At 50.2% G+C, this 25,242-nt stretch carries 33 protein-coding genes; 28 read left to right on the forward strand and 5 right to left on the reverse strand.

What is annotated here, in order from left to right; all coding sequences use genetic code 11:
* Positions 1-10 precede the first annotated feature (10 nt).
* From NFS31_RS13055 to NFS31_RS13165, 23 genes are all read left to right on the forward strand, one after another.
* Positions 11-565: a phage tail protein gene (locus NFS31_RS13055; protein WP_416389462.1), complete on the forward strand. Its 555-nt coding sequence runs from the start codon at positions 11-13 to the stop codon at positions 563-565.
* A 2-nt stretch (positions 566-567) separates the two neighbouring features.
* Positions 568-1,086 carry a hypothetical protein gene (locus NFS31_RS13060; RefSeq protein WP_120398186.1) on the forward strand — a complete coding sequence of 173 codons (519 nt, stop codon included), beginning with the start codon at positions 568-570 and terminating at the stop codon, positions 1,084-1,086.
* Complete coding sequence (locus NFS31_RS13065; protein ID WP_120398187.1) at positions 1,083-1,358, forward strand: hypothetical protein; 276 nt, start codon at positions 1,083-1,085, stop codon at positions 1,356-1,358. The genes NFS31_RS13060 and NFS31_RS13065 overlap by 4 nt, the downstream gene beginning before the upstream one ends.
* Positions 1,359-1,379: 21 nt before the next feature.
* The gene (locus tag NFS31_RS13070; RefSeq protein ID WP_251495705.1) at positions 1,380-2,840 is read left to right on the forward strand and encodes a phage tail sheath family protein; all 1,461 of its coding nucleotides are present in this window, start codon (positions 1,380-1,382) and stop codon (positions 2,838-2,840) included.
* 2 nt (positions 2,841-2,842) lie between these two features.
* Positions 2,843-3,361 carry a phage major tail tube protein gene (locus tag NFS31_RS13075; protein WP_120398189.1) on the forward strand — a complete coding sequence of 173 codons (519 nt, stop codon included), beginning with the start codon at positions 2,843-2,845 and terminating at the stop codon, positions 3,359-3,361.
* Entirely contained in the window at positions 3,361-3,735 is a 375-nt protein-coding gene (locus NFS31_RS13080; RefSeq protein ID WP_251495707.1) for a phage tail assembly protein, read from the forward strand. The genes NFS31_RS13075 and NFS31_RS13080 overlap by 1 nt, the downstream gene beginning before the upstream one ends.
* A gap of 132 nt (positions 3,736-3,867) precedes the next feature.
* Positions 3,868-7,134: a phage tail tape measure protein gene (locus NFS31_RS13085; protein WP_251495709.1), complete on the forward strand. Its 3,267-nt coding sequence runs from the start codon at positions 3,868-3,870 to the stop codon at positions 7,132-7,134.
* A gap of 12 nt (positions 7,135-7,146) precedes the next feature.
* The gene (locus NFS31_RS13090; protein ID WP_120484829.1) at positions 7,147-7,431 is read left to right on the forward strand and encodes a tail protein X; all 285 of its coding nucleotides are present in this window, start codon (positions 7,147-7,149) and stop codon (positions 7,429-7,431) included.
* Positions 7,428-8,747, forward strand: a complete 1,320-nt coding sequence (locus NFS31_RS13095) for a phage late control D family protein (protein ID WP_120398193.1) — start codon at positions 7,428-7,430, stop codon at positions 8,745-8,747. The genes NFS31_RS13090 and NFS31_RS13095 overlap by 4 nt, the downstream gene beginning before the upstream one ends.
* A 67-nt stretch (positions 8,748-8,814) precedes the next feature.
* The gene (locus tag NFS31_RS13100) at positions 8,815-9,228 is read left to right on the forward strand and encodes a hypothetical protein (protein WP_251495712.1); all 414 of its coding nucleotides are present in this window, start codon (positions 8,815-8,817) and stop codon (positions 9,226-9,228) included.
* A complete protein-coding gene (locus NFS31_RS13105) occupies positions 9,219-9,614 on the forward strand; it encodes a phage tail protein (protein ID WP_120398194.1) in 396 nt (131 codons plus the stop codon). The genes NFS31_RS13100 and NFS31_RS13105 overlap by 10 nt, the downstream gene beginning before the upstream one ends.
* Before the next feature lie 18 nt (positions 9,615-9,632).
* Positions 9,633-9,983, forward strand: a complete 351-nt coding sequence (locus NFS31_RS13110) for a hypothetical protein (RefSeq protein WP_103240112.1) — start codon at positions 9,633-9,635, stop codon at positions 9,981-9,983.
* A 15-nt stretch (positions 9,984-9,998) separates the two neighbouring features.
* Positions 9,999-11,153, forward strand: coding sequence for a baseplate assembly protein (locus tag NFS31_RS13115; RefSeq protein WP_103240111.1), 1,155 nt, complete (start codon positions 9,999-10,001; stop codon positions 11,151-11,153).
* Positions 11,146-12,180 carry a phage tail protein gene (locus NFS31_RS13120; protein WP_103240110.1) on the forward strand — a complete coding sequence of 345 codons (1,035 nt, stop codon included), beginning with the start codon at positions 11,146-11,148 and terminating at the stop codon, positions 12,178-12,180. The genes NFS31_RS13115 and NFS31_RS13120 overlap by 8 nt, the downstream gene beginning before the upstream one ends.
* Complete coding sequence (locus NFS31_RS13125) at positions 12,164-12,766, forward strand: phage tail protein (RefSeq protein ID WP_120398195.1); 603 nt, start codon at positions 12,164-12,166, stop codon at positions 12,764-12,766. Before NFS31_RS13120 ends, NFS31_RS13125 begins: the two co-directional genes overlap by 17 nt.
* Entirely contained in the window at positions 12,766-14,055 is a 1,290-nt protein-coding gene (locus NFS31_RS13130) for a hypothetical protein (RefSeq protein ID WP_251495715.1), read from the forward strand. The genes NFS31_RS13125 and NFS31_RS13130 overlap by 1 nt, the downstream gene beginning before the upstream one ends.
* Before the next feature lie 406 nt (positions 14,056-14,461).
* Positions 14,462-15,694 carry an RNA-directed DNA polymerase gene (locus NFS31_RS28480; RefSeq protein WP_103240107.1) on the forward strand — a complete coding sequence of 411 codons (1,233 nt, stop codon included), beginning with the start codon at positions 14,462-14,464 and terminating at the stop codon, positions 15,692-15,694.
* Complete coding sequence (locus NFS31_RS13140) at positions 15,630-15,905, forward strand: hypothetical protein (RefSeq protein ID WP_146040051.1); 276 nt, start codon at positions 15,630-15,632, stop codon at positions 15,903-15,905. The genes NFS31_RS28480 and NFS31_RS13140 overlap by 65 nt, the downstream gene beginning before the upstream one ends.
* Positions 15,905-16,048: an XkdX family protein gene (locus NFS31_RS13145; RefSeq protein ID WP_103240105.1), complete on the forward strand. Its 144-nt coding sequence runs from the start codon at positions 15,905-15,907 to the stop codon at positions 16,046-16,048. Before NFS31_RS13140 ends, NFS31_RS13145 begins: the two co-directional genes overlap by 1 nt.
* Positions 16,038-16,232: a hypothetical protein gene (locus NFS31_RS13150; protein ID WP_103240104.1), complete on the forward strand. Its 195-nt coding sequence runs from the start codon at positions 16,038-16,040 to the stop codon at positions 16,230-16,232. Before NFS31_RS13145 ends, NFS31_RS13150 begins: the two co-directional genes overlap by 11 nt.
* A 92-nt stretch (positions 16,233-16,324) precedes the next feature.
* The gene (locus NFS31_RS13155) at positions 16,325-16,633 is read left to right on the forward strand and encodes a hypothetical protein (protein ID WP_103240165.1); all 309 of its coding nucleotides are present in this window, start codon (positions 16,325-16,327) and stop codon (positions 16,631-16,633) included.
* Between the two features lie 70 nt (positions 16,634-16,703).
* Positions 16,704-16,943: a hypothetical protein gene (locus NFS31_RS13160; protein ID WP_103240103.1), complete on the forward strand. Its 240-nt coding sequence runs from the start codon at positions 16,704-16,706 to the stop codon at positions 16,941-16,943.
* Positions 16,944-16,953: 10 nt separating this feature from the next.
* Positions 16,954-18,516, forward strand: a complete 1,563-nt coding sequence (locus NFS31_RS13165; RefSeq protein ID WP_251495718.1) for a phage tail tip lysozyme — start codon at positions 16,954-16,956, stop codon at positions 18,514-18,516.
* Between the two features lie 114 nt (positions 18,517-18,630).
* Here the strand turns inward: NFS31_RS13165 and NFS31_RS13170 are convergent, their stop codons facing one another.
* The 5 genes from NFS31_RS13170 to NFS31_RS13190 form a co-directional block, all read right to left on the reverse strand.
* Entirely contained in the window at positions 18,631-18,825 is a 195-nt protein-coding gene (locus NFS31_RS13170) for an AbrB/MazE/SpoVT family DNA-binding domain-containing protein (protein WP_251495721.1), read from the reverse strand.
* Between the two features lie 346 nt (positions 18,826-19,171).
* The gene (locus NFS31_RS13175; RefSeq protein WP_251495724.1) at positions 19,172-19,486 is read right to left on the reverse strand and encodes a hypothetical protein; all 315 of its coding nucleotides are present in this window, start codon (positions 19,484-19,486) and stop codon (positions 19,172-19,174) included.
* Between the two features lie 12 nt (positions 19,487-19,498).
* Positions 19,499-19,741, reverse strand: a complete 243-nt coding sequence (locus NFS31_RS13180; RefSeq protein WP_251495726.1) for a hypothetical protein — start codon at positions 19,739-19,741, stop codon at positions 19,499-19,501.
* Entirely contained in the window at positions 19,741-19,980 is a 240-nt protein-coding gene (locus NFS31_RS13185) for a hypothetical protein (protein ID WP_251495728.1), read from the reverse strand. The genes NFS31_RS13180 and NFS31_RS13185 overlap by 1 nt, the downstream gene beginning before the upstream one ends.
* Positions 19,981-19,999: 19 nt before the next feature.
* The gene (locus NFS31_RS13190) at positions 20,000-20,149 is read right to left on the reverse strand and encodes a hypothetical protein (protein WP_251495729.1); all 150 of its coding nucleotides are present in this window, start codon (positions 20,147-20,149) and stop codon (positions 20,000-20,002) included.
* Between the two features lie 191 nt (positions 20,150-20,340).
* On the opposite strand from NFS31_RS13190, the gene NFS31_RS13195 reads away from it, so the two are divergent.
* The 5 genes from NFS31_RS13195 (at position 20,341) to NFS31_RS13215 (ending at position 24,682) form a co-directional block, all read left to right on the forward strand.
* Positions 20,341-21,108 carry a helicase gene (locus NFS31_RS13195; RefSeq protein ID WP_251495731.1) on the forward strand — a complete coding sequence of 256 codons (768 nt, stop codon included), beginning with the start codon at positions 20,341-20,343 and terminating at the stop codon, positions 21,106-21,108.
* Positions 21,108-21,446, forward strand: coding sequence for a plasmid mobilization protein (locus NFS31_RS13200; RefSeq protein ID WP_251495732.1), 339 nt, complete (start codon positions 21,108-21,110; stop codon positions 21,444-21,446). The genes NFS31_RS13195 and NFS31_RS13200 overlap by 1 nt, the downstream gene beginning before the upstream one ends.
* 185 nt (positions 21,447-21,631) lie before the next feature.
* A complete protein-coding gene (locus NFS31_RS13205; RefSeq protein WP_251495733.1) occupies positions 21,632-22,534 on the forward strand; it encodes a hypothetical protein in 903 nt (300 codons plus the stop codon).
* A gap of 14 nt (positions 22,535-22,548) precedes the next feature.
* The gene (locus tag NFS31_RS13210) at positions 22,549-23,184 is read left to right on the forward strand and encodes a hypothetical protein (protein WP_251495734.1); all 636 of its coding nucleotides are present in this window, start codon (positions 22,549-22,551) and stop codon (positions 23,182-23,184) included.
* A gap of 82 nt (positions 23,185-23,266) precedes the next feature.
* Entirely contained in the window at positions 23,267-24,682 is a 1,416-nt protein-coding gene (locus tag NFS31_RS13215; protein ID WP_251495736.1) for a relaxase/mobilization nuclease domain-containing protein, read from the forward strand.
* The last annotated feature ends 560 nt before the right edge of the window (positions 24,683-25,242 follow it).

Consider the following 25,242-nt stretch of genomic DNA (forward strand, 5'->3'; position numbering starts at 1 on the left):
CGACCGGAATATGCTGGCACAGGTTGAGAAGAAACTGGGGAAGATGAAAAGCGAGGCCCCGAAAGCACTTAAGAACGCCCTCAACCAGACAGCCAAGCAGGCACGGAAAGAACTGACGGACGAGGCACAGAAAACCTATACCGTAAAAACCGGGCGCTTCAATAAGGCCATGAAGATAAAGAACGCCACCCCAGCGAGGCTGGAAGCGACCATAAAGGCAACGGGCAGAGTTATGGGGCTTAAGGATTACAAAGTAAGCCCGGCCACCATGAGGACCGGAGCGAACCGTCCGGACGTAGTAAAAGCGAAGGTGCTTAAGGCAGGCGGGATGAAGCCCCTGGAGATGGGAGGGCTTAAGGCTTTCGTTACCAAGTTTTCCAGCGGCCATGTAGCAGTAGCCCAGAGGCGCGGAGCCGCAAGGCTGCCTATTAAGTCCTTTTCCGCAAACTCTATCCCGGTTATGTTGGGGAACGAAAAGCGGGTATACGGCATAGTAAAGCCGCATATTAAAGACAACCTTAAGCAGAACGTAAATGCACAGGTTAGGAAGATATTAGGAGGATAGGCATGGTCGCAGCATTTCTGCAGAGCGAGCTGGCGGACGAGCTTAAGAAAATTCTTTCGGATTTTCGGCTTAAGAACCCCCAGGGGGAAAGAGTCAGCATAAATATTTTTGAACAGCTTCTGCCTATGCCGGAGCCATTGGACCAGGGAGAAATAGCCCCGGAACTTTTGGAGAACGGGCTGGCGGAAGAACAGACCGCCCCTGACCCATACCCTTATATTTTGGTACGGATTGCAGACGGGGAGATCGAGGACGAGAACAGCGCCCAGAAAGTAAACCTTACCCTGCTTATGGGAATTTACGAACCGGACTATGACAAGCAGGGACATAAGGACATTTTAAACATAATAGCCAAGATTTATGAGAGGTTCGCAAAGTTCCCGGTACTTAACGGGAAATATACGATACAGTACCCCATTTTGTGGACCCTGCAGGACGAAGAATCCTACCCCTTTTATTTTGGGGGCGTAAACCTGGCTTTTGAGATTGCAGCAGTAAGAAGGGAGGATCCATATTCATGAGCGAAGCAAAGAAAGCGACCGGGAAAGCAAAAGCTACACCGGCCACGCAGGAGGCGGAAACCGTGGTCTATATTGGCCCGGATATTCCCGGAGCGAAGCAGTATACCACATATAACGCCGGACTGCCGGATGCCCTTAAGGAAAAGATTAAGGAGCATCCGTTTTTTAATTCCTTTGTCGTTCCGGTTGAGAAGCTGGCAAAGGCAAGCGCAGAGCTGGCGAAGGAGGGAAGCGCATTAAGCATCCTTTACCGGAGAGCCAGCGGAAAATAAGAAGAAAAGGAGAGATAAAAGATGGCTTACAACCATGGTGTAAGAATTTTAGAAAACCCTACAAGCCTTACAGCCCCGATCCTTGGTACGGCGGCTTTCCAGGTAGTAGTAGGCGTTTCCCCGGTCAATTTGGCAGAGGATCCCTATAAGGCTACCAACATAGTGAAGATCGCCTACAGTTTCCCGGAGGCAAGCGCGGCGGTAGGATATTCTAACAATTTGAAAGATTACAATTTGAACCAGAGCATAAGCGCAACATTTAAGAAGTTCGCAGTTGCGCCGATTGCGCTGATCAACGTACTTGACCCAAAGAAACATAAGACGGAGATCCCGAAAACGACCTGCCAGGTAGACGCATTACAGGCAACCGTAGGCATTGAGGGAATACTGCTGGATACCCTTGTCGTAGAGGCCGGAGAAACGACGCTGCAGGCGGACGTGGACTATATTACAGGCTTTGACGACGACGGCTACGCAGTTATTACCCTTCTGGAATCCGGAGCCGGAGCAGAGGCGACAACCTTAAGCGTTTCCGCAGACAAGATCGACCCGTCCCAGGTAACAAGTAAGGATATCATAGGCGGCTACAACGTAAGCACCGGGAAGGAGAGCGGCCTGGAGCTTGTGCGCCAGGTTTACCCGCTTTTGGGAATGACACCGGGGCTTCTTACTTCGCCGGGATATTCCAAGGACCCGGCGGTCGCTTCGGTCATGGCGGCGAAGTGCCTTAATATTAACGGGCTTTTCACCTGCGAATGCATCACCGACCTGGACAGCACCGCAGAGGGGGCGACGAAGTATACGGACGTAAAGACCGTAAAGGAGAAATCCGGCTTTGTAAGCGAGCATATGGCGGTGGTATGGCCCAAGGTAAGGATCGGGGACGAGGTTTATTATTTCAGCGCCCTTTATTCAGCATTGATCGCCTACGTCGATGCCAGCAACGACGACGTGCCGAACCTTTCAGCCAGCAATAAGGCAATCCCCATCACCGGGCTTTGTTTGGACGACGACGAGGACAGCGAGATCGTAATAGACCAGGAACAGGCGAACCTGGTAAACAGCTTCGGAGTTTCCACGGCGATCAATTTTAACGGCTTCCGCTCCTGGGGGAACAACAGCGCGGCCTACCCCATGACGACGGATCCGAAAGACCGCTGGTTCTGCTGCCGCCGCTTTTTCAGTTGGTGGGGAAACAGCTTTATTTTAAGCTACTTCCAGAAGGTAGACGACCCGGCGGATCCCCGGCTTATCCAGAGTATCTGCGACGCAGAGAACATCCGGGGCAATTCCTACGTCGCACAGGGGAAGTGCGCTGGCGCACGGATTACCTACAGCGAGGACGAGAACCCGATCACGGACATTTTAAACGGGAAAATCCAGTTTCACCAGTACCTGGCGCCGTACACCCCGGCGGAGGATATTCTGAACGTATTGGAGTTTGACCCGACCATGCTGGAAGCAGCTTTAGGAGGTGAATAAGATTGTATAACATTCCTTCAAAAATCAATTCTTTCAACGTATACAAGGACGGCACGAAGCTGGTCGGCATTTCCGACGAAGTGACCCTGCCGGACTTTGAGAGCTTAACGGAAACATTAAGCGGCCCCGGCATTTTGGGCGAGATCGACGATCCGACCGTGGGGCATTTCCAGAGCATGGAAATAGAAATCCCGTTCCGGCAGATGGACAAGGACCTGTTTATCCTTTCGGACGATATTTCAAGCGTTACGGTTACTTTGAGGGGATCGATCCAGTACACCGTAAACGACAGCGGCGCAACGGCTTTCAAGCCCATGCGGATTGTAGTCCGTGGAAAAAATAAGGGGCTTACGGGCGGTAAGGCGAAGCAGGGCAGCGGAACCGCAAGCAGCATTAAGCTGGAGATCCTTTATATTTTGATTGAGATCGACAACGTGACGGAGATCGAGCTTGATAAGCTCAACTTCGTTTACAAGGTACACGGCAAAGACTTATTAGAGAAAGTGAGGAAAATGTGTTGATGGAAAAAGAGAAGAATTTAACCCAGGCAGCAGAGGCAGAGGCGGCAGCAGTTGAGGCAAGGAGAAAGCAGGAGATGGAGGACAACCCTTTCCTGGTATTCTTCAAGAAGCCTTTTACCTTCGAGGGAGTAAGCTATGAAAGCGTAGATTTGAGCGGGCTGGAATCTTTGAGCGCAGCGGACATGATCGCGGTAAATAAGACCATTGAGAGGGGCGGAACAGTGAACGTATTGCCGGAGATGTCCCTGGAATACGCCTGCCTTATTTCCGCCAGGGCTTCCGGTAAGCCCGTGGAATTTTTTAAGGCGCTTCCGCCGAAGGAGGCACTTAAGATCAAGAACCGGGTAACAAATTTTTTGTACGGCGAGGACTAAAGCCAACAGACGGCTCCAGCCTTCGGAAATTAACCATACACCTATCAATTATTCTGCGGACAGGCTTAGACGCATTGGAAAGCCTGTCCGTTTTTGAGTTGATAGAAATAGCGAAGGAGGTGACGGAGATTTATGGCAGCGGGCGGCGGTAAGGAAATGGAGATCGCTATAAAAATAGCGGGCAAGGTTGAAAGTTCGTTCAAAAGCGCATTAAGCCAGGCCACCAAGGGGCTGGGAACCATTACCAAAACGGTCGCTTCCGCCACGGCGGCGGCAGCCGCAGCCGTAGGGGCTATGGGCATAGCTGCCATAAATACCGGTCGGGAATTTGAAGGAGCCATGAGCCAGGTCGCCGCCACCATGCTGATTGACAAGACCACGGCGGAGGGGCAAAAGGCTTTTGAAACATTGGAGAACGCCGCCAGGGAGTGCGGGGCAAGCACAGCCTTCTCAGCAACGGAGGCGGCGGAAGCCTTGAACTATTTAGCCCTTGCAGGTTACGACGCGGACAAGGCGGCGACGGCACTGCCGACCGTCTTAAAACTTGCAGGGGCGGGAGCCATGGACCTGGCGGCCGCCAGCGACATGGTAACGGACAGCATGAGCGCCCTGGGCATTGAGGCGACAGAAGCGAACCTTACGCAGTTCTCCGACCAGTTGGCACAGACAGCCAGCAAGGCGAACACCAGCGTCGCCCAGTTGGGCGAGGCTATTCTGACTGTAGGAGGAACGGCAAAAGGACTCGCCGGGGGAACGACGGAGCTTAACACAGCCCTCGGAATTTTGGCAGATAACGGACTAAAAGGAGCGGAAGGAGGTACACACCTTAGAAATATTATATTGAGCCTGCAGAACCCGACGGACAAGGCGGCGGCTTCGCTTAAGTCTTTGGGTGTTGACGTATACGACGCCCAGGGGAATATGCGCGGCCTTAACGACGTATTTAAGGATTTGCAGGGAGCCATGGACGGGATGGACAACGCCTCGAAAGACACCATACTTTCGACGCTGTTCAATAAGACCGACCTTACGGCGGCCAACGCCATGCTTGCAAATTGTACGGACCGTTTCGACGAGCTGTCCGCTTCGATTGAGAACAGCGCCGGAGCTTGCGAAAATATGTACGCTATTCAGCTTGACAACCTTAACGGAGATATTGACATTTTGAAGTCCGGTCTTTCCGATTTGGGAATCAGCATATACCAGGACCTTAATGGACCTTTAAGGGAAATGACCCAGTTAGCCACCAGCATGGTCGGGGAGCTTTCCGAGGCGTACAAGAGCGGCGGCATGGAGGGCATGGTCGGAGCGGTAGGCGGATGCATGGCTGAGGTAGTAAACACCATAGCGGACTACGCCCCTCAGGTAGTAAGCATGGGCGTGGACCTTTTGGAGAATTTCATAAGCGGGATAACAGACAACTCCGGGGCATTGGCAACGGCAGCGTCGGAAGTTATTACCGTTTTTGTCGAGGGGCTTTTTACCCTGGTTCCGCAGGTCATACTTGCCGGAATCGACATATTGACCCAGTTCGTGCAGAGCATGACCGCACAGCTTCCGCAGCTTATAAGTACCGGAACGCAGGCAATAGTAAACTTCGTAAACGGCATTATACAGCGATTGCCGGAGGTTATATCGACGGCCCTTACGTTGGTTCAGACACTTGTAAACAGCATAGGACAGAACGCCCCCATGCTTATAAGCGCAGCTATTCAGCTTATAGGAAATTTGGTTTTAGGCATAGTTTCCATGCTTCCACAGCTTCTGCAGATGGGAATACAGCTTATTTTGAGTTTGGCGCAGGGAATACTTTCTAACCTGCCCCAGATTTTACAGATGGGCGTACAGATTATTATAAGCCTTGTTTCCGGCATAACCCAGATGCTGCCCATGATTATACAAGGCGGCATACAGCTAATTATTTCACTTATCCAGGGAATTATAGCGAATTTGGGGAACATTGTGCAGGCAGCCGTCCAGATTGTTATAACACTGGCGACGGGCTTAATCCAGGCAATACCGCAGCTTATAGCGGCAATACCCCAGCTTGTAGGGGCGATCATTGATACGATTTTATCTACAAATTGGCTTGACGTAGGGATCCAGATTATTAAGGGCTTGATTGACGGAATACTCAGCACCGGAAAGAGCTTGTGGAACGCGATTAAAAGCCTATTCACAGGCGGAGAGGTTGACATCCCGGACACTTCCAGCCAGAGCGCGGCAGTTGTGGACAGTTATGCATCCGGTATTAGCAGTAACGCCGGAACGGTAACGGCGGCAGCCAACAGCATGGCAACAAACGCTTTCAGCGGAATGGACACCAGTGGGGCGACGGCAGCCGGAACCCAGGCGGGGACGGCCTTCTCTACAGGCTTAACCGAAAGCATGGCATCCGGCGGGCTTGATACGGCGGCTTTCAGCACCAACATGACCAACATGGGAATGACCGGGGCGACGGCATTAAACACCAGCCTCAGCGCCGGACTTGCTACCCCAGTAGACACAAGCGGGCTTTTGGATGCAGGGGCAATCAGCACCAACATGACAGCAGCCGGAACCCAGGGGGCGACAGCATTTACGACCGGACTTAATACCGGGCTTTCTGGAACCACCATAAACACCAGTGCGCTGGCGGTAGATACTTCTGGACTTACGGCAACGCTTACAACGGCAGGAACCGACGGGGCGACAGCCATAGGAACGGGAATGACCGGAAATAGCCAGGCAGTATCCCAGGCGGCAACGACCCTGGGGAACGACATAAACACCGCTTTAGACAGCGGATGGAACAAAGCAAACACAAGCGCACAGACGGCGATGCAGCGCCTTGCAACGACCGTCACAGACGCAGCCCGCTCCGCAGCGAGCGCGGTAAAAGCAGCATTTGAAAATATGACCATAACGATCCCGAAACCGAGGATCCCCGTTATAAATGTTTCCACAAGTTCCGTATCATACGGCGACGGCGGAAGCGTAAGCGTTCCGAACTTTTCAGTGAGTTGGAACGCCCTGGGCGGCATTTTCGACCAGCCGACCATATTTAACACGCCAGCAGGAATGCAGGGTGTAGGGGAAGCGGGACCGGAGGCAGTTCTGCCCCTTGATACGCTATGGGCGAAAATGAAGGAGATTTTAAACGAGGCAATCGCCGCAAGCGGCGGAGCTTCCCTTATTGACGCCTTTATTGAAAAGCTGAAGGGAATAGGAACCGGGGGCGGCGGCGGACAGCCGGAGCTTGCCGGAGCCGGAGGACCTGCGATACAGTACAGCCCGGTCTATAACCTTTACGGAAGCGCCGGGAAGGAAGAAATCGCAGAGGCCGACCGCATGAGCCAGGCAGAATTTAACAAGCTGATGAAACAATACGAGAAGGATCAGCAGAGGCGGAAGCTATAGGAGGTGGTAAAGTTGGCGAAAACATATACCACGATACAGGGGGAAACCTGGGACGAAATAGCCTATAAGGTATACGGCGGCGAGGAATACGCCGCCTTCCTTATGGCGAATAACTACCCCTTTTTGGACGTTTTAGTCTTTTCAGCAGGAACCGTCTTAAATACGCCGGGTATTCCATGGTACGAGGAAAGCGACGAGCTGCCGCCATGGAGAACCGGGGCGGAGGACGACGGAGATGAGGACGAAGATCCTTACGACGATTACAGCAGCGAGGACGAAGCGGAGGACGACGAATGAACAAAGAAACACCCAGGCAGGCAAGCGTAAGCGTGACCTACCAGAAAGCCAAGAAGGCCGGCGGGACAAGCAAACATCCCGCCGCCGTCATGGCGGAATATAACGAAGGTTTTTCTTACACCGACCCGGCATCCGGGGAAAGCGACACCGTAAGCATAACCTTAACAAATATAGACTTGCGCTGGGCAAACAAGTGGATGCCAAAAAAAGGCGATAAGTTGACAGCAAAAATCATTGAAAAGAGCTGGGACAAGGCAGGGCAAAAGAAAACTTTCTATTGCGGAAAATTCTGCCTTGACGATTTGAGCTATACCGGCCCGGAGCTTACTTGTACCATTGGCGGAGTATCCGTCCCGGAAGGTAATGCTTTCAGAAGCACGGCCCGGAGTAAGACCTGGAAGAAAGCAACGCTTAAGGAGGTGGCGGCGGAGGTCGCCAAAAAGTACCACCTTAAGCTGCAGTACACCGGGGGGACGATAAAGCTGGGAACCATAGAGCAGAGCAACGAGGCTGACAGCAGCTTTTTAACGAAAGTATGCCAGGATTACGGGATGGCTATCAAGATTTACAGCGGAAAGATTGTTATCTACGACAAGGGACAGTTTGAATCCAGGAAACCAGTGGCCACCTTGAAAAAGGCAGACTTGCAGGACTGGTCATACAATACCACCCTGGTCGGGACGTACACAGGCGCACAGATAAAGTATACTTCCGGTAAAGACGACAAGGAAATGAAGTGCGTAGTCGGAAGCGGAAAAAGAATACTTAACATTAACGAGAAGGTCGAGAGCCTGCAGGAAGCCCAGCTAAAAGCCTGCGCCAAGGTAAACGCCGAGAACGAAAAGGCGGTAACTATGAGCATAACCATCATGGCGAACAACCGGATCGCAGCCGGAAGCACGGTAAATATAAAAGGGCTTTACCAGCTTTCCGGGAAATACTTTGTGGACAAAGTAACGCATAACATAAGCCCGGACGGAGCCTACACCATGGCGCTGGAGCTTCACAAGTGCCAGAAGCGCATAAGCAAGGCAACCGTCATGAAGGAATACCAGGGACAGAAGAAAGCGGTCGCTTCCAAGACCGCAACCGCACAGCCAGCAGCCGGAGAAACCCTCGCAGTAGGCGACAAGGTTATCGTAAACGGGCCGGCTTATTGGGGAGGCAACGGAGGCAAGGCGAACCAGTGCAGCAACATGACAATGTATATAACGCAGATTTTAGGAAGCGGCTATAAGTACCAGTACGGAGTGGCGAAGCGCAAGGGCGGGACGCGGTACGGCTGGTGCGGAAAAGAAAGCCTTAAGAAAGCATAGGAGGCAGAGGATGAGCGACGGAGGAAACAGGATCGGGACCGTAAGCAGCGTAGACCCGGAAACGGGAATGGTAAGCGTAATATTTGAGGACCGGGACGGCGAGGTCACGGAGCTATTACCCTACGCCACCTTTAACGAAGAATACAAGCTGCCGCAGTTGGGGGCAAAAGTAGTCGTTATGCATTTGAGCAACGGCGGGGAGATGGGAATCATCTTAGGGACCTATTGGAACGAATACAACGCAGCGGGGAACCCCGGAACCTTCCACAAGGATCTGGGCGGCGGAGCCTATATCAATTATAAGGACGGCGTACTGACCATAGCGGCGGAGCATACCGTCATAGCTTCCTTAGATGGCAGCGAAACCCACCAGGACGCAGAGGCGGAGAAACTTCTGCTGAAGCTCCACGACCACGAAAAAAGGATCGCAGATTTAGAGAAGGTCGTAGGGGTAGGGAAGGGGGTAGTTGAATGGCCATAGGACATATAGGGAAAACCGTCGTATTTGAAACCAGCGACGCAAAAATCCTTAATTTCAAGAAGATGCAGCGGACCGTAAAGGGGCGCTGGGCTTCCCATTCCAGAGTAGGCAAAAAGCCGAAAAAGCAGTTTTTAGGGCCGGATGCCGACCAGCTAACATTTACCATAACCCTCAACGCAGAACACGGCGTGAAGCCGCGGAAAACGGTAGAGAACATAGAGAAGCTGATCCGGACGGGGAAACCCCAGACCGTAGTTATTGGAAGTAAGAAGGTAGGCTCCAATAAGTACGCCATAACAGAGATCAGCGAGAGCTGGGAAACGATTTTAAACCGGGGCGAAGTTGTAAAGATTACCTGCGACATTACCCTGGAGGAATATTTATAAGGGGAAGGAGGCGGGCGGATGTTTGGCACACCGGAAACAGTTATAATCGGCTTCGACTACCTTAACGCAACGGAGCTGGAAGAAATGCAGCGCAACCTTGATCTGCTTTACAGCACCAGGGCCGGCACTTGCCCCGGTGATCGTAACTTCGGATTAGAGCAGACCTTTGAGAGCTGCCCGACCAACGTGGCGAGAAATTTATTTGCGCTGGAGGTCATAGAAAAAACGGAGATTTACGAGGATAAGGCGGAAATATTAAACATTGAGTACACGCAGGCAGAGGACGGGAACCTGACCCCGAAAATCATAATCGGGCCGAAAGACCCAGAGGACACCGAGGATGCAGACACGGAAGAATCGGAGGAATAAAGGAGGTGGCAAGGATTGTCGGATATTCTGAACACGATAGATAATTTACCGGATATTTCTTTCATAGACGGATTGACGCTGGAGAACATCCAGAGCCAGATGTTAAGCGACTTCGTGGCGAAGTACCAGGAGATCACCGGGAAGAAAATACAGCTTTCCAAGTCGGACCCGAACCGCATTATTATGTTAGGTTGCGCCCAGCTTATATACCAGGGCTTGCAGAACATAGACAAGGGCGGAAAGATGAATTTTCTTAAGTACGCCTACGACGATTATTTAGAGAATATGGGGGCGCTTAAGAAGGTTACGAGGAACCCGGCAAAGTTCGCCCAGGTTCCGGTCAAGTTCACGCTTTCCGGGAAAAGGGAGGCGGCGACCAGTATCCCCCAGGGAACCAGGGTAACGGCTGCCTACGAGGTTTACTTTGCTACGATTGAATACGCAGAGATACCGCCGGGGGAAACGGAAGTCACGGTCATGGCGGAATGCACAGAGGCTGGGACGATAGGGAACGACTTCGCTGCCGGGGAGCTTACCACCCTGGTGGATCCGATAGGCTTTATTTCCAAGGTTGAGAACACGCAGAAAAGCACCGGAGGGACGGAGGTAGAGTCAGACCAGAACATGGCAGAAAGAATTTACCTGGCTCCTTCCAGCTATTCTACAGCCGGCCCGGACGACGCTTACGAGTATTGGGTGAAGGACAGCAACCCCTTTATAGGGGATGTTAAAATAACCAGCCCTACACCGGGCTTAGTTGATATCCGCTTTGTTATGACAGACGGAACCGTCCCGGACGATACCACCATAGCAGCAGTAACGGCGGCGGTAAACCAGAGAGGAAAGCGGCCGCTTACGGACCAGGTACAAGTAAAGCGTCCGGAAATTGAAGAATACGAGATAGACGTGACCTATTACATAAACACCAGCGACAGCAACGCGGCAACGGCTATCCAGGCACAGGCAGAAACCGCCGTAGAGGATTATAAGCTGTGGCAGGCTTCCAAGGTAGGCCGGGACATAAACCCGGATGAGCTTATAGCAAGGCTGAACGACGCAGGGGCAAAAAGGGCGGAAGTCCGGGCGCCAGCGTTCCGCGTTATAGGGGAAACGGCGAAAGCCCAGTGTACAGGGGTAAATATTATATACGGAGGGCTTGAAAATGATTAGTTATTACGACGGGCAACTAACAGACATCATGCCCGGAAACATAACCAAAAAGCCGGAAGTAAAGGCGTTAAGCTACGCCTTGCAGCAAGCCTGCCGTCTTCTTTACCGATACAGCCGGAGGCTCTATATTTATTCCAATTTGGACGAGCAGCCGGAGGAAGTTATAGACCTTCTGGCTTCGGAACTTCGTACCCAGTATTACCGGAGTACGCTGGACATTGACACGAAGCGGCGGCTTGTAAAAAATACGCTTATTTGGTATATGAGCGCAGGAACGCCCCAGGCAGTAGAGGAACTCGTGGGTGTAGTATTTGGGGAGGGCGAAGTAAAAGAGTGGTACGAGTACGGCGACAAGCCCTATTATTTTAAGATTGTTACCAACGCAATACTTACACTTGAAATGAACGATTTTTTTTCAATTATGATCCGGCGGGTAAAGAATACCCGGTCACACCTTCGGGCGATTGATATACACCGGATTGTAAATCACGAGCTTTTCTCTGGGGCGGCAGTTTTCCCAAACTATAAGCCGCCTGCAGTAATTGATGGTTACGCCGTAGACCGGGAAGCAAGGCAGACCATACACGCCGGGGCATTGGCATCCCAGCAGAGCCGCCCTGCGCCGATTTGGGACGGCTTTAAGACTGAGGGCGGAGAAATTACCGCCGGAGTATTTGCAGGGGCAGCAGGAGCCACCAGGACGCACCAGGCGGCCATTGTGGACGGTTTTAGCTTCGAGGGTAAGGAAGTCATAGGCCAGACGTTTATAGGGGGTGAAATGGCGGCCACAGAGAAGCAGGCAGCCATCCGGGAAGGATTGGAAGGAGCCGCCTCACCAGTAGAAGGCCATGCTTACACTGGATCCGCAGCGAGGGCGGAGGCGCACCAGAAACCGCCAGCAGTCCGGGAAGGTTTTATCGTCCAGGGCGAAACAGTAACAGAGGCTATTGTAGCCGCCACGGCTTCAAATAGTAAATACAAGAATACCGTAAAAGAAGGAGGAACCAAGAATGCCACAACCATTTAACAACGCGGTCATGACCAACGCAGGGGCGAGGCTTCTGACCAGGGCGCAGGCCGGGGAAATCAAGATAGAGTTTACCCGGATCGCAGTAGGCAACGGCAATTATACCGCAGCCGAAAAGACGCTGGATGCGCTGCAGAAGCGGACAGCCCTTAAATCGCTTAAGAACAGTTATACCCTTTCGGATATTGACGTATTCAGCGATTACAGCGTGAAGGTAACGGCGCTTATTACGAACCAGGACCCAGTAACCGGGCAGACCCTCGTAAACGCCGGGTATTACATTAACGAGATGGGCTTATTTGCCAAGGTAAAGGACGGAGCGGACAGCACGGAAATCCTTTACAGCATCACCACCACAGCCGGGGACAACGGCGACTTTATGCCGCCCTATAACGGATATAACCCGGCGCAGATCACCCAGGATTATTTTGCAACCGTAAACAACAGCGCAGAAGTTACAATCGTCAGCACCGGAGCCGCCCTGCTTGCGGAGGATGCGAACAAGATAAGGGACGACGCCACGAAGCAGAAGTATAAGCTGGGGATTGATAACGGATTGATTTATATACAGGAGGTAGACGAGTAATGGCAGGAGAAAAGATTTATATTGCAGACAAAGAAACCTTAGACAAGGTTTATAACATTTTGGCATCCGATCCGGTATACGGCTTCATTGAGCATAACGACATCTTAAGCCCGTCCGCCCGGATTGAGTACATCGGGCTTAATAAGAATTATTCCCCGCTTGCAAGGAATAAGGAAAACGGCAGCATGGTTCTGAACAGTTGGGCGGACTTCCCGGTCATTAAAGCAAACAAGCCTTATATGGTTCGGGCAGACGGCACACCGGATTACAGGCTCAAGGAAACGGACTACACCCAGAGGGAGGACGGCGGCTCTTCCGACGTTGCAAACAGCAGCTATAACGGCGGCGCTTTTTCCTGGCTTATGAAGATTTACAAGAACGAGGAAATGGTCGGCAACGACCGGATCGTGCGCTTTTCCCTTACCGCCCGCGACGGCTACGAGCCGGTGGGCTTCATTGACCCCAGCAATAACGAGCTGGGGGGCGTATGGCTGCCCATGTTCTACGGTTCCATTTTGGGAGCGGACGGAGCTACCCCGAAGATGGTAAGCCTTGCAAACTTGCAGCCGACCTATAACAACACCACGGACAAGGAAAAGACAGCTATTACCAATTTCAGCAGCCGGGCGGCGTTCCTGGGCGGGCCGATTGTGGAAACCATTATCGACCTTTTGATCATGTTCGCAAAAACAACGAACTTGCAGGAAGCCTATGGGTACGGAAACTGCAGCGGCTACGACGCCAGCCAGTCCCCGACCTACGGAGTAAAGCGGAACGCCGTAGTGGGCGGCGGGCAGTTCTACGGAACCGACGATAAGCTGAGCTTAAATAAGATTTTCCACAGCATAGTCCTGGGCAGCTACCAGCAGTGGATGCGCGACCCTTACGAAGTAGTTGTAAACGGGCGGGTGAAGGTAAGCAAAAATTACACCTACGATCCGACCGGGGCAAAGTATACGGATACAGGGATCACCGTACCGGATAACAAGACCTGGGACACGAACCACAACGCCCTGGACTACCCGGCCCATTTCAGAACCGTACCGGGATACGGCAGTATCCCGGCTTTAGGAATGGACGGAGGGAGCAGCGCGACCGGAGGCTGTGACGGGCTTTGGAGAAAAGACCCGAAGCAGACGTTTACGGGCGTCTGCCTACGGTTCGGTGGTTGCAGCGATGGGCTTGGTTGCGGACCACGGGCGCGGAATTGGAGCGACAGTGTCACGGGTGCGATCTGGGACATCGGCGCCGCCGATCTTCTTTTACCACCTGTCGGCGTAGCCGTTTAGGGGGTCTGGGGGTGCGAAGCAATTCCCCCAGGAGATACCGGAGCTTTGAAGCAGCGTAAATTATAAGCAACAAAATATAAGGGGATAGGGGCGGCGTCACCTGGGGGCGTCTGCCTACGGTTCGGTAATTGCAACAATGGGCTTAATTGCGGACCACGGGCGCGGAATTGGAACAACAGTGTCACGAATGCGAACTGGAACATCGGCGCCGCCTTTTTTCTATTCATACGGTTCATTAACTTAAAGCCGCCCTTATTCCTACACCCCTGGGCGTTGAAATACGCCTTAACCGCCATTATTGGAAGGGTAAGTGGTAAATTAACTTGATACAGGGCGCACGGTAAAGCGGTCGCACCTGCCGTGCGTAGAGGATAGAAGAAAAAATATTCTTATAGGAGTATTGTTTATGCGGAAGAAGGAGCTGTGGCAGAAAGTAGAAAAAGCCGCAACGGAAAGAGGCGTTAAACAGTACAAATATTTGTATCGCCGTATGCTTGACGAAAACATAATAAGAAAAGCATACAAGAAGCTGCGGAAGGGCAAAACGAAGCGAATAGAGATACAGAAGATAGACGCCGATCTTGATAACGAAGTCGCCGCCATGCGGCGCATGATAGAGAATACGAAGCCGCCAGACGTTCCGGTGGAACACCCGGAGCTGGCATATAAGCCGAAAAAGCGCAAGCCGAAAATCATAAGGGAAAAGGGCAAAACCCGGAAGATATTTATGCCGGAGATACACGAGCAATGGCTGCACCATATAATCGTCCTTATTTTGGAGCCGATTATAACAGCCACGGCTTACCCATATTCCTGCGGCAGCTTCCCGAAGCGGGGCGCACATTACGGCAAGAAACGGCTTTTAAAAATTATCCAGGGCGGAAAGAATATCCGGAATTTTGCGAAGATTGACATCCGCCATTTTTACGACAGCATACGGCTGGACATTCTTATGCGGGAGCTTCGCATAAGAATAAAAGACGAGCTTTTTCTATACATTGTGGAGCTTTGCTTACAAGGCTTTAAGAAGGGAATACCGCTGGGCTTCTACATTTCCCAGTGGCTGGCAAATTATTTGTTGGAGCCGCTGGATCACTTCATAACGGACAAGCTGGGAATACCGAACCTTATCCGCTATATGGATGATATTGTTTTAGGACACGACAACAAAAAGAAGTTGCACCAGGCAATAGTAGAAATTAAGAAATTCATAGGGCGGAGGTTCCGGCTGAAGCTGAAGCGAAACTACCAGGTCTTTAAGTTCAACTACCAGAAGAAGAACGGGAAGGTCGTAGGGCGCGTTATTGATTTTATGGGCTTCCTTTTCTTCCGCAACCGGACAACGATGCGGAAAGCTATTATGCTTTCAGCCACCAGGCTGGCCAGCAAGCTACACGCAGCAAAGGAAGCCGGGAGGGGATATTTTAAGAAACACTTAGAGGCAATGTTAAGCTATATGGGCTGGTTCAGTTGTACGGACACTTACGACGCATACCAGGACTATATAAAGCCTTACATAAAAGTAAGACAGCTTAAGAAAATTATTTCAAAATTGACAAGGAGGGCAAACAGAAATGAAGCAGTGGACACAGGAACGAAGCGCAAGCCGGCCGGCAGAATTGCAGCTTGTGGCGCCTGATACTTTCATCCAGCGCCGGAACATTCAGCAGGAGGAACACGAAGCCACGGAGCAGGCGGCAGCCTATACGGACTTCGTATGCGAGAGCCGGGAGATCAGCGTCGGAGAGTACGAGATGCTTAAGAGCATAGAGGAAATCCGGACGGACGAGGCAGTGAGCGCAGCTATTGACGAGTACACGATGCAGCTTATGGAAGGAGGGCTTTTATAATGGCTTCGATTTTAGTAAACAGCCTTAAGAGGCTTTATGCAGCAGGCAGAGTCACCAGGGAACAGATCGGGGAACGGGTAGAGAAGGGAACCATCACCGAAGCCGATTACCAGGAGATCACGGGGGAGGAATATGGAGAATAGGAGCAGCGGCCCGCTGGAGATAGTAGAGCAGCAGAACGCCATTATAAGAATCCAGAGCGGCGTTATTGACGAGCTTTTCTTGCTTCTTATGCAACACATAAGCGCAGAAGAAGCGGACGGCCTTCCGTGTATTGCCAGGATTAACCAGGCGGCGGAAATCCGGGCGGGAATCGGCTTAGACTAATATTTCTACACTAAAAGGCAAAAGGCCCAGGAAACGGCGCAGGACGCGCCGTGGAAGGGGCTTATTTTATTGCAAGAAGGGAGGGCAAAAGCATGGACACACCCATCACCAGGGCAGAGCATCAGGAATTTGCAAAACGGCAGGACGAGGAAAACAAGCGGCAGAACAAGCGGATCGACGAGCTGGAGGAAACCGTGCGCCAGATTGGAACGCTTACCGCTTCCGTTGAAAAGCTGGCCGTAAGCATTGAGAGCATGGCGAAGGAGCAGGAGCAGCAGGGAAAACAGCTCCGGGAGCTTGAAGCAAAGGACGGCGAGATGTGGCGGAAGATTGTAGGCTACATAGCAACCGCCATTGTCGGCATTGTTATCGGCTTTGTTTTCAAGCAGATCGGGATGTAACAGGGCAACCGCGCCGGAAGGTTGGGAAACCCCGGCGCAAAAAAAATAAACCTTAAAGGAGGACAACACCATGAAACAGATTAACTGGGTAAAGAAACTTACAAGCCGGAAACTTTGGACGGCGGTCGCTTCCTTCGTTTCCATGATGATCCTGGCAACGGGCGGAGCCGAGAACACGGCGACGCAGGTAACGGCACTTATTATGGCCGGTGCTTCCGTTATTGCCTACATTATCGGGGAAGGATTGACGGATGCGGCAAACATTGAGGGCGAGGTCGGGATCGAGGTCCAGGAGGATACCGAGGAATAGGAGGCAGACCATGGGCATTATTTGGGGAGGCGTAGAGCGTGAGCTTTACGCCTTTTACAGTAGCAAGGGACTTTGTAACAATGGCATTTTCGGGCTGTTCGGCAACTTTTACGCAGAGAGCAGGATGAACCCGAAGAACCTGCAGAACAGCTTTGAAAAGAAACTCGGCTTTACAGACGAGAGCTACACGGCAGCAGTTGACAATGGAAGCTATAAGGACTTCGTACACGACGGTGCAGGCTACGGCTTACATCAATGCACATTTTGGAGCCGGAAACAGGCTATGCTTGCTTTCCACCAGGCAAAGGGCGTATCCATTGGCGACACCTTGACGCAGGCGGAATTTATTTACAAGGAGCTTTCCGAGAGCTTCCCGGCAGTCCTTAAAGTTCTTAAGACAGCCGCCAGCATCCGGGAGGCTTCCGATGCCGTACTGCTACAGTTTGAGAAACCGGGGGATCAGAGCGAAGCCGTCCAGAAGAAGCGGGCGGGCTATGGCCAGGAGTACGAAGCTCTTTACCAGAAAGAAGGAGGGAACGAAGGTATGACAGAGGCACAGGCAAGACAGAAGGTCGTAGGCATTATGCAGGGCTGGATCGGGCTTAAGCGTTCCGACAAAAGCCACGCCCCGATCATTGACACATATAACGGCGATAAGCCGCTGCCCAGGGGGTACAAGGTTACTTACACTGACGCATACTGCGCCACCACGACCAGCGCGGCGGCGATCAAGGCAGGCTATACGGATATTATCCCGGTAGAGTGTTCCTGCTATTATTTGATTGAGAAAGCCAAGGCTATGGGCATTTGGCAGGAAAACGACGCATACATCCCAGCACCGGGCGACGAAGTTCTTTACGACTGGGACGACGGCGCAAATTACGCCACCACAGACAACCAGGGAGCGCCGGAACACGTCGGCATGGTTGAGGCGATAAGCGGCAGCACGATCCGCGTTATTGAGGGCAATATGAGCGGCGGCGTTGTTGGCCGGAGGAACCTGCAGATCAACGGCAGATATATCCGGGGCTTTATTTGCCCGGACTACGCCAGCAAGGCAACGGAGCAGGAGCCGGATGCGCCGCAGCCTGGCAGCACGGCAACCGGCGGCGGATTGAGCCGGGAAACAAAGTGGAAGGGTAAAACCACGACGGCGCTGAAGGTAAGGAAGTGGGCCGGAACCGAAAACGGCGAGTGCAGCTTTAGCCCGCTTAAGGCCGGGGAAGAAATAAGCGTATGCGACGAGATCCAGGCGGCGGACGGTTCCCGCTGGTATTACATTAAAAACAAGGCCGGTAAGTACGGCTTCGCTTCCGCGAAGCACATCACCGCTGCAGGAGCAGGAGCCAGCGCGGCGCCCGTTTCCTTCAAGGCAGGGGACAAGGTAAAAGTTACCGGGACTTTCTACGGCAACGGAAACGGGACCGGCGGAGCCATTAAGAAAACCGGCGCGACGATGTACGTCACGGAACTGGTAGACAAGGCAACGTATAAATATTATATCGGCCTTGCAGCCAAAAAGGGAGGCACCCGGCAGGGATGGGCGGAGCCTTCCATCCTTAAGAAAATTTAAGGTTGACTGATTTTAAAAGTTGTAGTATGATGTGCGCCAGGAGGGGGTCTTAGGGGGTAAAAGCCCAGGCCCCAGGACGCAGGAAAAGCCCCGCTGCCGGTTGGCAGTTGGGGCTTATTTTTTTATTCCAGATATGATAATTTTGTCGCCATCGAAAGAGGCTACGACCGTTCTATTATTCAGATCTACACCCAGGGCAGCCGCCCAGGGCTTCGGTATTGAGAGCTTAAAACCAACGGAGCCAGAGCCGCCCTTATTGGCGATCAGATTAAGCTCCCGCGTTTCTTTTCCTTCGTTTGTTTTCTTCATTCTTTACACTTCCTTCTTGCGACGTCGCAACGGTTTTTATAAAAAGGCTTCCCGGCCGCCCTTCGGTATAGCCCGACGGGTAGAGCTTGCATAGCTCGGCTTCACATCACCTATTAACCTTTCTTCCACGCGCCAGGCGCGGAGCCTACGAGGTTTACGAGTTGCACCGTTTCCCCGGACGGTTTTAAGGTTTTCACATTAAAAGCCAGTAAAACTTGTTGAACAGCACGCAGGCCGGGAAGCCTTGTTTATACATAGCACCCATCACCGCAGGCCGGGGAGCCTGCCTTACTTCTTCCCCCTGGACTTTGGACCAGGCGTCGGCGGTTTAGTGCCGGGGCAGCAGCTACGCCGCCGCCCGTTCAATTTTAAATAACCAGTTTTCCTCGTCTTCGGTTACAAGCCCGAAGTAGGAGTCCGTCCGGGTAAAGTTGTATTCGATACCGAAGAACTGCAGAAGAACCATTTTATATACTTCCCATTGAGCCTGGCAGCACCGGCAGGTGTTATCCCAGTATGAAAAGCCCAGGCCAGCATCCGGATCGCCCCAGCCCGGCGTTACCTTCCGCAGTTCATCAATGGCATTATCCCATACCCGTATACAGTTTTTAAGTTCCGCCCCTACTTCCGTTTTCAAAAACTTTTCTTTATTCAGCTTCATAATTGAACCCCCTTATTTTTTCATTTTAAAGACATGATACAAAAAATTTCCTTCGCTATCGTTTACAGCTTCAACCCTTGTTAAATTTTCAAGAGCCGTACTCATTGGGGAGCCATAAGTGCCACCCACCCACAGCCCGGACCTTTCAGCCATATCCCAAAACAGCCCAGTGTATATGCCGCCATTTTCAAACGGGAGCTTTGCAAACCGCGCCCTTATCCAGTTTTCACACCATTCTAATTTAATTTCTTTCATTACTGCTCCCCCTTTTCTAAAAAGTATTGATACGTTTCGCGGCTTTCAGCTATTGCCTTCATGCGGGCCGCCGCCTTTGTTATTTTTTCAATATGGGAAGCATACCCGGCGCCGTAGTCCACAGCTACGAATGGAGTCATACTTTCAATTTCCCGGATAACTTCGGCTTTCGCATTGTTAAAATCCGCTTCGGCCTTATTGTATTCTTCGTTGAGATATTCCAGATAATTTTTTTTCATTTTTTTTAACCGCCCTTCTTTATTTTTCAGATAAGATTTTATTCATTTTTTCCACGATAGCATCCAGCCTATTATTGATTGCACTAATCGTTGTTTCATTGTAAACATAACCGAGGCGCTCATGAAGTTCGTTATATTCCTTTTGCAGTTTAGCAAGTTCCTTTTTCATTTTTGCCGCCTTTCTTACTTCCGTTTTTTGTTTCCGTTCCCTTAAGGTGTGCTTATCTTAACTCTGAAAAGACGGTACGTCAATACTTTTTTTGAAATATTTTAAAAAATTTTTCGAGGGTATACTTCCGGCTTTTTCGCTTACTAATAGCTGCATACATTAAGGCCCTGGCCTCCGGCGATCCCCGGATCATGGAAAAGACCGACTTAGACGGCCAGGTGACAAAGCTAAAGCTGCTGAAGGCGAACCATGAGAGCCAGCGGTACGCCCTGGAGGACAAGCTGATCAAGTTCTTCCCCCAGGCGATCAAGAGGGAGAAAGAAATGATCGCTGACCTGGAAAAAGACATCGCCTACCTGGATTCCCATACGCCAATGGATAAAGAACATTTCTCTATGACCGTTCTGGGAACTGCCTTCACGGAGAAAAAGGAGGCGGGCCAGGCGCTGATCGCCGCTTTTGACAGCCTCAAGGATTTAAACGACAAGGTGGAACTGGGCGAGTACCGGGGATTCCCCATGACCCTCTGGGTGTCGGACACGGGCTTTAGCCAGAAGTTACAGATCACCTTAAAGCATGAGCGCTCCCACACCATTGAGCCGGGGAATGACCCCTTCGGCAATATCACCCGCCTGGATAATCTGTTAGACGGTATCCGGGAGAACTTAGGACAGCACAAGGAGGAACTGGAAAACCTGCTTCAGCAGACAAAGGAGGCCAAGATGGAGGTGAAGCGCCCCTTCCCCCAGGAGGCGGAACTTGCGGAGAAATCGGAACGGTTGAGTGTCCTCAATGTGGCTCTGAATATCGGCGGGAAGGATAAGCCCAGGGATAAGGAGGAACGGCAGGCCCGTGACGGCAAGACTTCTATTAAGCGGCTCCTGCGCCGCATGGGAGTGGAATCCGCCGCCAGTGCCGCTGCTCCCAGGAAAGAAAAAGACATGGAGGTGATGATCTGATGAAACCCAAAAGCGGGCGCACCATTCCCCTGTACTTCAAGGTGTCACCGGAGGAAAAGGCGGTGATCGAGAAGAAAATGGAACAGCTGGGAACCCACAACCAGCGGGCCTACCTGCGGAAAATGGCGGTGGACGGGTATGTTGTCCAGGTGGATATGACGGACGTGAAGGAGTTGGCGGTTCTGCTGCGTAACTGCTCCAATAATCTGAACCAGATCGCAAGGCGGGTGAACGGAACCGGGAATCTGTATGATGAAGACGTGGCGGATCTGAAGGTGAAGTATGGGGAGTTGTGGGGAGCGTTTAGTTCGCTACTCTCCAAGTGGGAAGAACTGTAATAGGTTTGTTAAGTTATCCGTTTCTGACCGATAAGGATTTCCCATACCATGTTACACTAAAAAATAGCATGGTATGGGAAATTTTCAGAAAATGTCATCACTTAAGTATATCTCTTATAAACTTGTTATTTTATAGACTAAGAGATATAATTATATCAATATTTAAACGGAAACGGAGTGATATTATGAGAAGGCGAGAAGGAGAAGAAACATGGCATAGGCTTCTTGAATGGGATCGAGGACAAGCAGCGTCTGAAAGATTAGCTACAACAATATTATCAAGTAATGGTTTTCAAAATGTCGATCCTTCCCACCCATTGGGAGGAAAAGACGGATTAAAAGATATGGTTTTATCTTATCAAGGACAAAAATGGATTGGTGCTGTATATTTTCCCAGAGGGCAACAAGATTTTACAACCATTAAGCAGAAGGTCGTACATGATATAGAAGGGGTAAAGAAAAATCATGCCCATGGTTTGGCTTTTGTAACAAACCAGGAACTACGACTTTCAGAAAGGACTGCATTATCAGAAATTAATCCTGAAATAGATGTTCAGCTATACCACTTAGAACGTATTGCTACTTTGTTAAATACTCCTTCATTCTACGGAATACGAATGGAGTTTCTTGATATTGAAATGAGTAAGGAAGAACAACTGTCTTTTTTTGCTACACAAAACCAAAAAATTTCCACCTTGCAAGCTGAAATGGAAAAACTAACAATAGGACTTGAAAACTTTAAAATTTTTCATCAATTAAAGCAAACAAAAGAATTAGCTGAAAACGAAAATGATTTTTATGTGGAGGAACCTAGAAGTATCGAGGAAATTGTAGAAGCCAGTGGAGAATTTCTTGAAAAAGTTTGGTTTAATAGGCATTTGGTATTAAAGTATCGAATTGAAACGGGTAAAGAAAGCGTTGACCCGGAAATTTGGAAAGGCGCACTTAATTCGGCACAAAAAGTAATTGAAAAATATGGGGAAGAAAATCTAGGCCCTTATAGTGATTTTGAATGGGGAATGATAAACGGCAAGCTTTCTGCATTAAGATGGGTATTAGGCGAAGATTGGGATATGTTAGATACATAAAAGAGAGGTTGAATATGTTAAAACTTTACAAGCGAACAATTATTGTAAGTATATGGATTTTTATTATTTTACTGACTTCATCTGTCACTTTAAAAATATTATTTCCAAACAATGATACCATTTCGTTTCTTCAGAATTATATAATTGGAATAACTTGCAGTATTTTGGTAGTAATAATAACCACTTTTCTCCAATATAAGTCAGAATACGAGAAGGTAATGTCTGAATTTACATCAGTTTTACGGCAAGCGATTTTAAATCTAACAGTTGCTCTTTCATATCAAGAAAAAAATGTAGAGGAAAAGTTTTGTAGAAGGATAATAGAAAAAATAAAAGATGACTTTGACAAATTTAATCAGTTAAATCAATCATTTTGTTGTTTTAGCAAAAAAAATCATCAGAAATATGTGGAGTTAGCCAAAATAATTCTTAAGTTATATGTATCACTTATTGTCGATTCAGAAAAATCTTATTATGATATGATTAAAGAAAAAATAGATTACCCCACATATATTGAGTTGGCACAAAAAACCAATGAATTTATTAGTGATGATATTAATAAAAAAATGATAAATGAATTAATAAAAGACGCTCAACAGACACTGGAAGAAAAAAAGCATATTGAAGAAATGTCAAAGAAAAATGATTAGGTTTAAATGCTAGATAAAAATAATTAATTCTGTCGCAGGTTATAACAGCCTGCGATTTTTATGCAGAAAGGAGCCGCCACCCTTGGCAATCTCAAAACTAAAACCCCGCCATGCCAGTGAAGGGCGAAGCATTGCCGCTGTGCTGGCGGAACGTATTGATTACAGCAAGAACCCAGAGAAAACAGACGGCGGCCTTCTGGTCACTGGCTACCAGTGTTCCCCGGAAACGGCCTGGCAGGAATTTGCTGTTTCCAAACAGATTTACACAGTCACAACCGGGCGCAAACGTGTCCCAGATAAAGACGTAATTTCCTACCTGATTATCCAGTCCTTTGAGCCTGGAACCATTACGCCAGAGGACGCCAACAAGTTGGGCTACAAATTAGCTTTGGAATTTACCGGTGGTCAACATCAATTTATCGTAGCGACCCATATTGACAAAAAGCATATCCATAATCACATAGAATTTAACAGTACCGCCCTGGACTGCTCCCACAAGTTCAATAACATCAAGAACAGCTATATTCCCCTGCGGAAAGCCAATGACCGGATATGTAAGGACTTTGGCCTTTCAATCATTGAGAACCCAGCAGAAAAAGGAAAGCACTATGCGGAATGGTCAGCGGAAAAGAAAGGCCAGAGCTGGAAGGCGCTGCTGCGGCAGACCATAGACCAGGTACTGCCAACGGTCAGTACCTTTGATGAATTTTTAGAGGCCATGAGGAGGGAAGGCTATGAGGTTGTCCAGAGCAGCAAACTCTTAAAATTTCGTGCCCAGGGCCAGGAACGTTTCACCCGATCTAAAACACTGGGAGCCGATTACAGCCTGGAGGCTCTCCGTGACCGTGTGGGCAAAGCGAAACAGACCCGGCGCAAGAAAAAAATCCAGATGGAAAAGGATACCCGTATCAATCTCCTTATGGACATTCAGGCCCGCCTGCAGGGACGTGGCCCCGGCATGGAGCGCTGGATGAAAATCCACAATTTGAAAGAGGCCGCCAAGACCTTAAACTACCTTACAGAGCATGGTATAACTGACTATGACCTGCTGGCAGAGAAAGTAGAAAAGGCTGCGGCAGACTTTGAATCTATCTCAACTTCCATAAAGCAGGCAGAACACCGCATGGAGCAGATCGCCGCCTTAAAGACCCACATCATCAATTACGCTAAAACACGGGACACTTACATTGCCTACCGGAAGAAAAAGGCCGCTGACAAGCCAGCTTTCCGGGCTGCCCATGAAAGGGACTTGCTCCTCCATGAAGCGGCGAAACGTGCCTTTGACGCCCAGGGCGTGAAGAAGCTGCCTACAATCAAAACGCTTCAAGCGGAGTATTCCGCCCTGCTGGATAAAAAGAAAGCGGCCTATGAGGATTACAAGCGGCTGCGCCAGGAGAACCAGGAACTGCAAGCAGTCAAGTCCAACGTGGACAGCCTGCTCAACATTCAGAAAGAGGAACATCAGGAGAAAAAGAAAAACCAGGAACAAGACCGCTGAAAAAGTGTGGGCCGGAGACCGTGGACAAAGATTCATGGTTTCCGGCTTTTCTCATGCAATCGAACCGTTATGAGTAAATAAAAAAGGAATCTTCTCTCTGCTTTGTTTTTCAGATATAGGAAAGAAAGGGCTGGATTCTGTAGCCGCCGGCGGGTGGGAAATGTGTATAACTGGCCATGTTGCGAAGCTGTGGGAAATGCTGTTTGCAGGATGTGGGAAAGCTGTTCTTGCTTTTCCATAGGCTGTGAACAGCATTTTCCATGGCGGAGCGGCCAGTTATGCACATTTTCCACCCGCTTTTTTAGCGCAAAGCGCTCTCTCTTGCTTTTCAAGCGAAGCGTAGCCACCACAATCTTGTAGTGTTCGGACAGACGTGCGCCAGCACTCTGCCGGGGGTTTGGGGAACTCCCCAACAAGCGAGGAAAGCGATAAGCTTTTAGACCAGTCAACACGGAGTGTTGGGGCTAAAAGAATATCGCTTTCCATTGCTTGCCACGGTTATAGGAACATTCCTATAATTGTAGTTATAGGAACAAAATTTTTATCGGAACAAGTTACAA

Source organism: Otoolea muris (genome assembly GCF_943193115.1).
GTDB classification, from domain to species: Bacteria; Bacillota; Clostridia; order Lachnospirales; family Lachnospiraceae; genus Otoolea; species Otoolea muris.

Excerpts from the sequence above, each read along its gene's own strand:
- NFS31_RS13055 (WP_416389462.1), top strand. The coding sequence starts at position 11 with ATGCTGGCACAGGTTGAGAAGAAACTGGGGAAGATGAAAAGCGAGGCC.
- NFS31_RS13060 (WP_120398186.1), top strand. The coding sequence starts at position 568 with ATGGTCGCAGCATTTCTGCAGAGCGAGCTGGCGGACGAGCTTAAGAAA.
- NFS31_RS13065 (WP_120398187.1), top strand. The coding sequence starts at position 1,083 with ATGAGCGAAGCAAAGAAAGCGACCGGGAAAGCAAAAGCTACACCGGCC.
- NFS31_RS13070 (WP_251495705.1), top strand. The coding sequence starts at position 1,380 with ATGGCTTACAACCATGGTGTAAGAATTTTAGAAAACCCTACAAGCCTT.
- NFS31_RS13080 (WP_251495707.1), top strand. The coding sequence starts at position 3,361 with ATGGAAAAAGAGAAGAATTTAACCCAGGCAGCAGAGGCAGAGGCGGCA.
- NFS31_RS13085 (WP_251495709.1), top strand. The coding sequence starts at position 3,868 with ATGGCAGCGGGCGGCGGTAAGGAAATGGAGATCGCTATAAAAATAGCG.
- NFS31_RS13095 (WP_120398193.1), top strand. The coding sequence starts at position 7,428 with ATGAACAAAGAAACACCCAGGCAGGCAAGCGTAAGCGTGACCTACCAG.
- NFS31_RS13100 (WP_251495712.1), top strand. The coding sequence starts at position 8,815 with ATGGTAAGCGTAATATTTGAGGACCGGGACGGCGAGGTCACGGAGCTA.
- NFS31_RS13105 (WP_120398194.1), top strand. The coding sequence starts at position 9,219 with ATGGCCATAGGACATATAGGGAAAACCGTCGTATTTGAAACCAGCGAC.
- NFS31_RS13110 (WP_103240112.1), top strand. The coding sequence starts at position 9,633 with ATGTTTGGCACACCGGAAACAGTTATAATCGGCTTCGACTACCTTAAC.
- NFS31_RS13120 (WP_103240110.1), top strand. The coding sequence starts at position 11,146 with ATGATTAGTTATTACGACGGGCAACTAACAGACATCATGCCCGGAAAC.
- NFS31_RS13125 (WP_120398195.1), top strand. The coding sequence starts at position 12,164 with ATGCCACAACCATTTAACAACGCGGTCATGACCAACGCAGGGGCGAGG.
- NFS31_RS13130 (WP_251495715.1), top strand. The coding sequence starts at position 12,766 with ATGGCAGGAGAAAAGATTTATATTGCAGACAAAGAAACCTTAGACAAG.
- NFS31_RS28480 (WP_103240107.1), top strand. The coding sequence starts at position 14,462 with ATGCGGAAGAAGGAGCTGTGGCAGAAAGTAGAAAAAGCCGCAACGGAA.
- NFS31_RS13140 (WP_146040051.1), top strand. The coding sequence starts at position 15,630 with ATGAAGCAGTGGACACAGGAACGAAGCGCAAGCCGGCCGGCAGAATTG.
- NFS31_RS13145 (WP_103240105.1), top strand. The coding sequence starts at position 15,905 with ATGGCTTCGATTTTAGTAAACAGCCTTAAGAGGCTTTATGCAGCAGGC.
- NFS31_RS13150 (WP_103240104.1), top strand. The coding sequence starts at position 16,038 with ATGGAGAATAGGAGCAGCGGCCCGCTGGAGATAGTAGAGCAGCAGAAC.
- NFS31_RS13155 (WP_103240165.1), top strand. The coding sequence starts at position 16,325 with ATGGACACACCCATCACCAGGGCAGAGCATCAGGAATTTGCAAAACGG.
- NFS31_RS13160 (WP_103240103.1), top strand. The coding sequence starts at position 16,704 with ATGAAACAGATTAACTGGGTAAAGAAACTTACAAGCCGGAAACTTTGG.
- NFS31_RS13165 (WP_251495718.1), top strand. The coding sequence starts at position 16,954 with ATGGGCATTATTTGGGGAGGCGTAGAGCGTGAGCTTTACGCCTTTTAC.
- NFS31_RS13170 (WP_251495721.1), bottom strand. The coding sequence starts at position 18,825 with ATGAAGAAAACAAACGAAGGAAAAGAAACGCGGGAGCTTAATCTGATC.
- NFS31_RS13175 (WP_251495724.1), bottom strand. The coding sequence starts at position 19,486 with ATGAAGCTGAATAAAGAAAAGTTTTTGAAAACGGAAGTAGGGGCGGAA.
- NFS31_RS13180 (WP_251495726.1), bottom strand. The coding sequence starts at position 19,741 with ATGAAAGAAATTAAATTAGAATGGTGTGAAAACTGGATAAGGGCGCGG.
- NFS31_RS13185 (WP_251495728.1), bottom strand. The coding sequence starts at position 19,980 with ATGAAAAAAAATTATCTGGAATATCTCAACGAAGAATACAATAAGGCC.
- NFS31_RS13190 (WP_251495729.1), bottom strand. The coding sequence starts at position 20,149 with ATGAAAAAGGAACTTGCTAAACTGCAAAAGGAATATAACGAACTTCAT.
- NFS31_RS13195 (WP_251495731.1), top strand. The coding sequence starts at position 20,341 with ATGGAAAAGACCGACTTAGACGGCCAGGTGACAAAGCTAAAGCTGCTG.
- NFS31_RS13200 (WP_251495732.1), top strand. The coding sequence starts at position 21,108 with ATGAAACCCAAAAGCGGGCGCACCATTCCCCTGTACTTCAAGGTGTCA.
- NFS31_RS13205 (WP_251495733.1), top strand. The coding sequence starts at position 21,632 with ATGAGAAGGCGAGAAGGAGAAGAAACATGGCATAGGCTTCTTGAATGG.
- NFS31_RS13210 (WP_251495734.1), top strand. The coding sequence starts at position 22,549 with ATGTTAAAACTTTACAAGCGAACAATTATTGTAAGTATATGGATTTTT.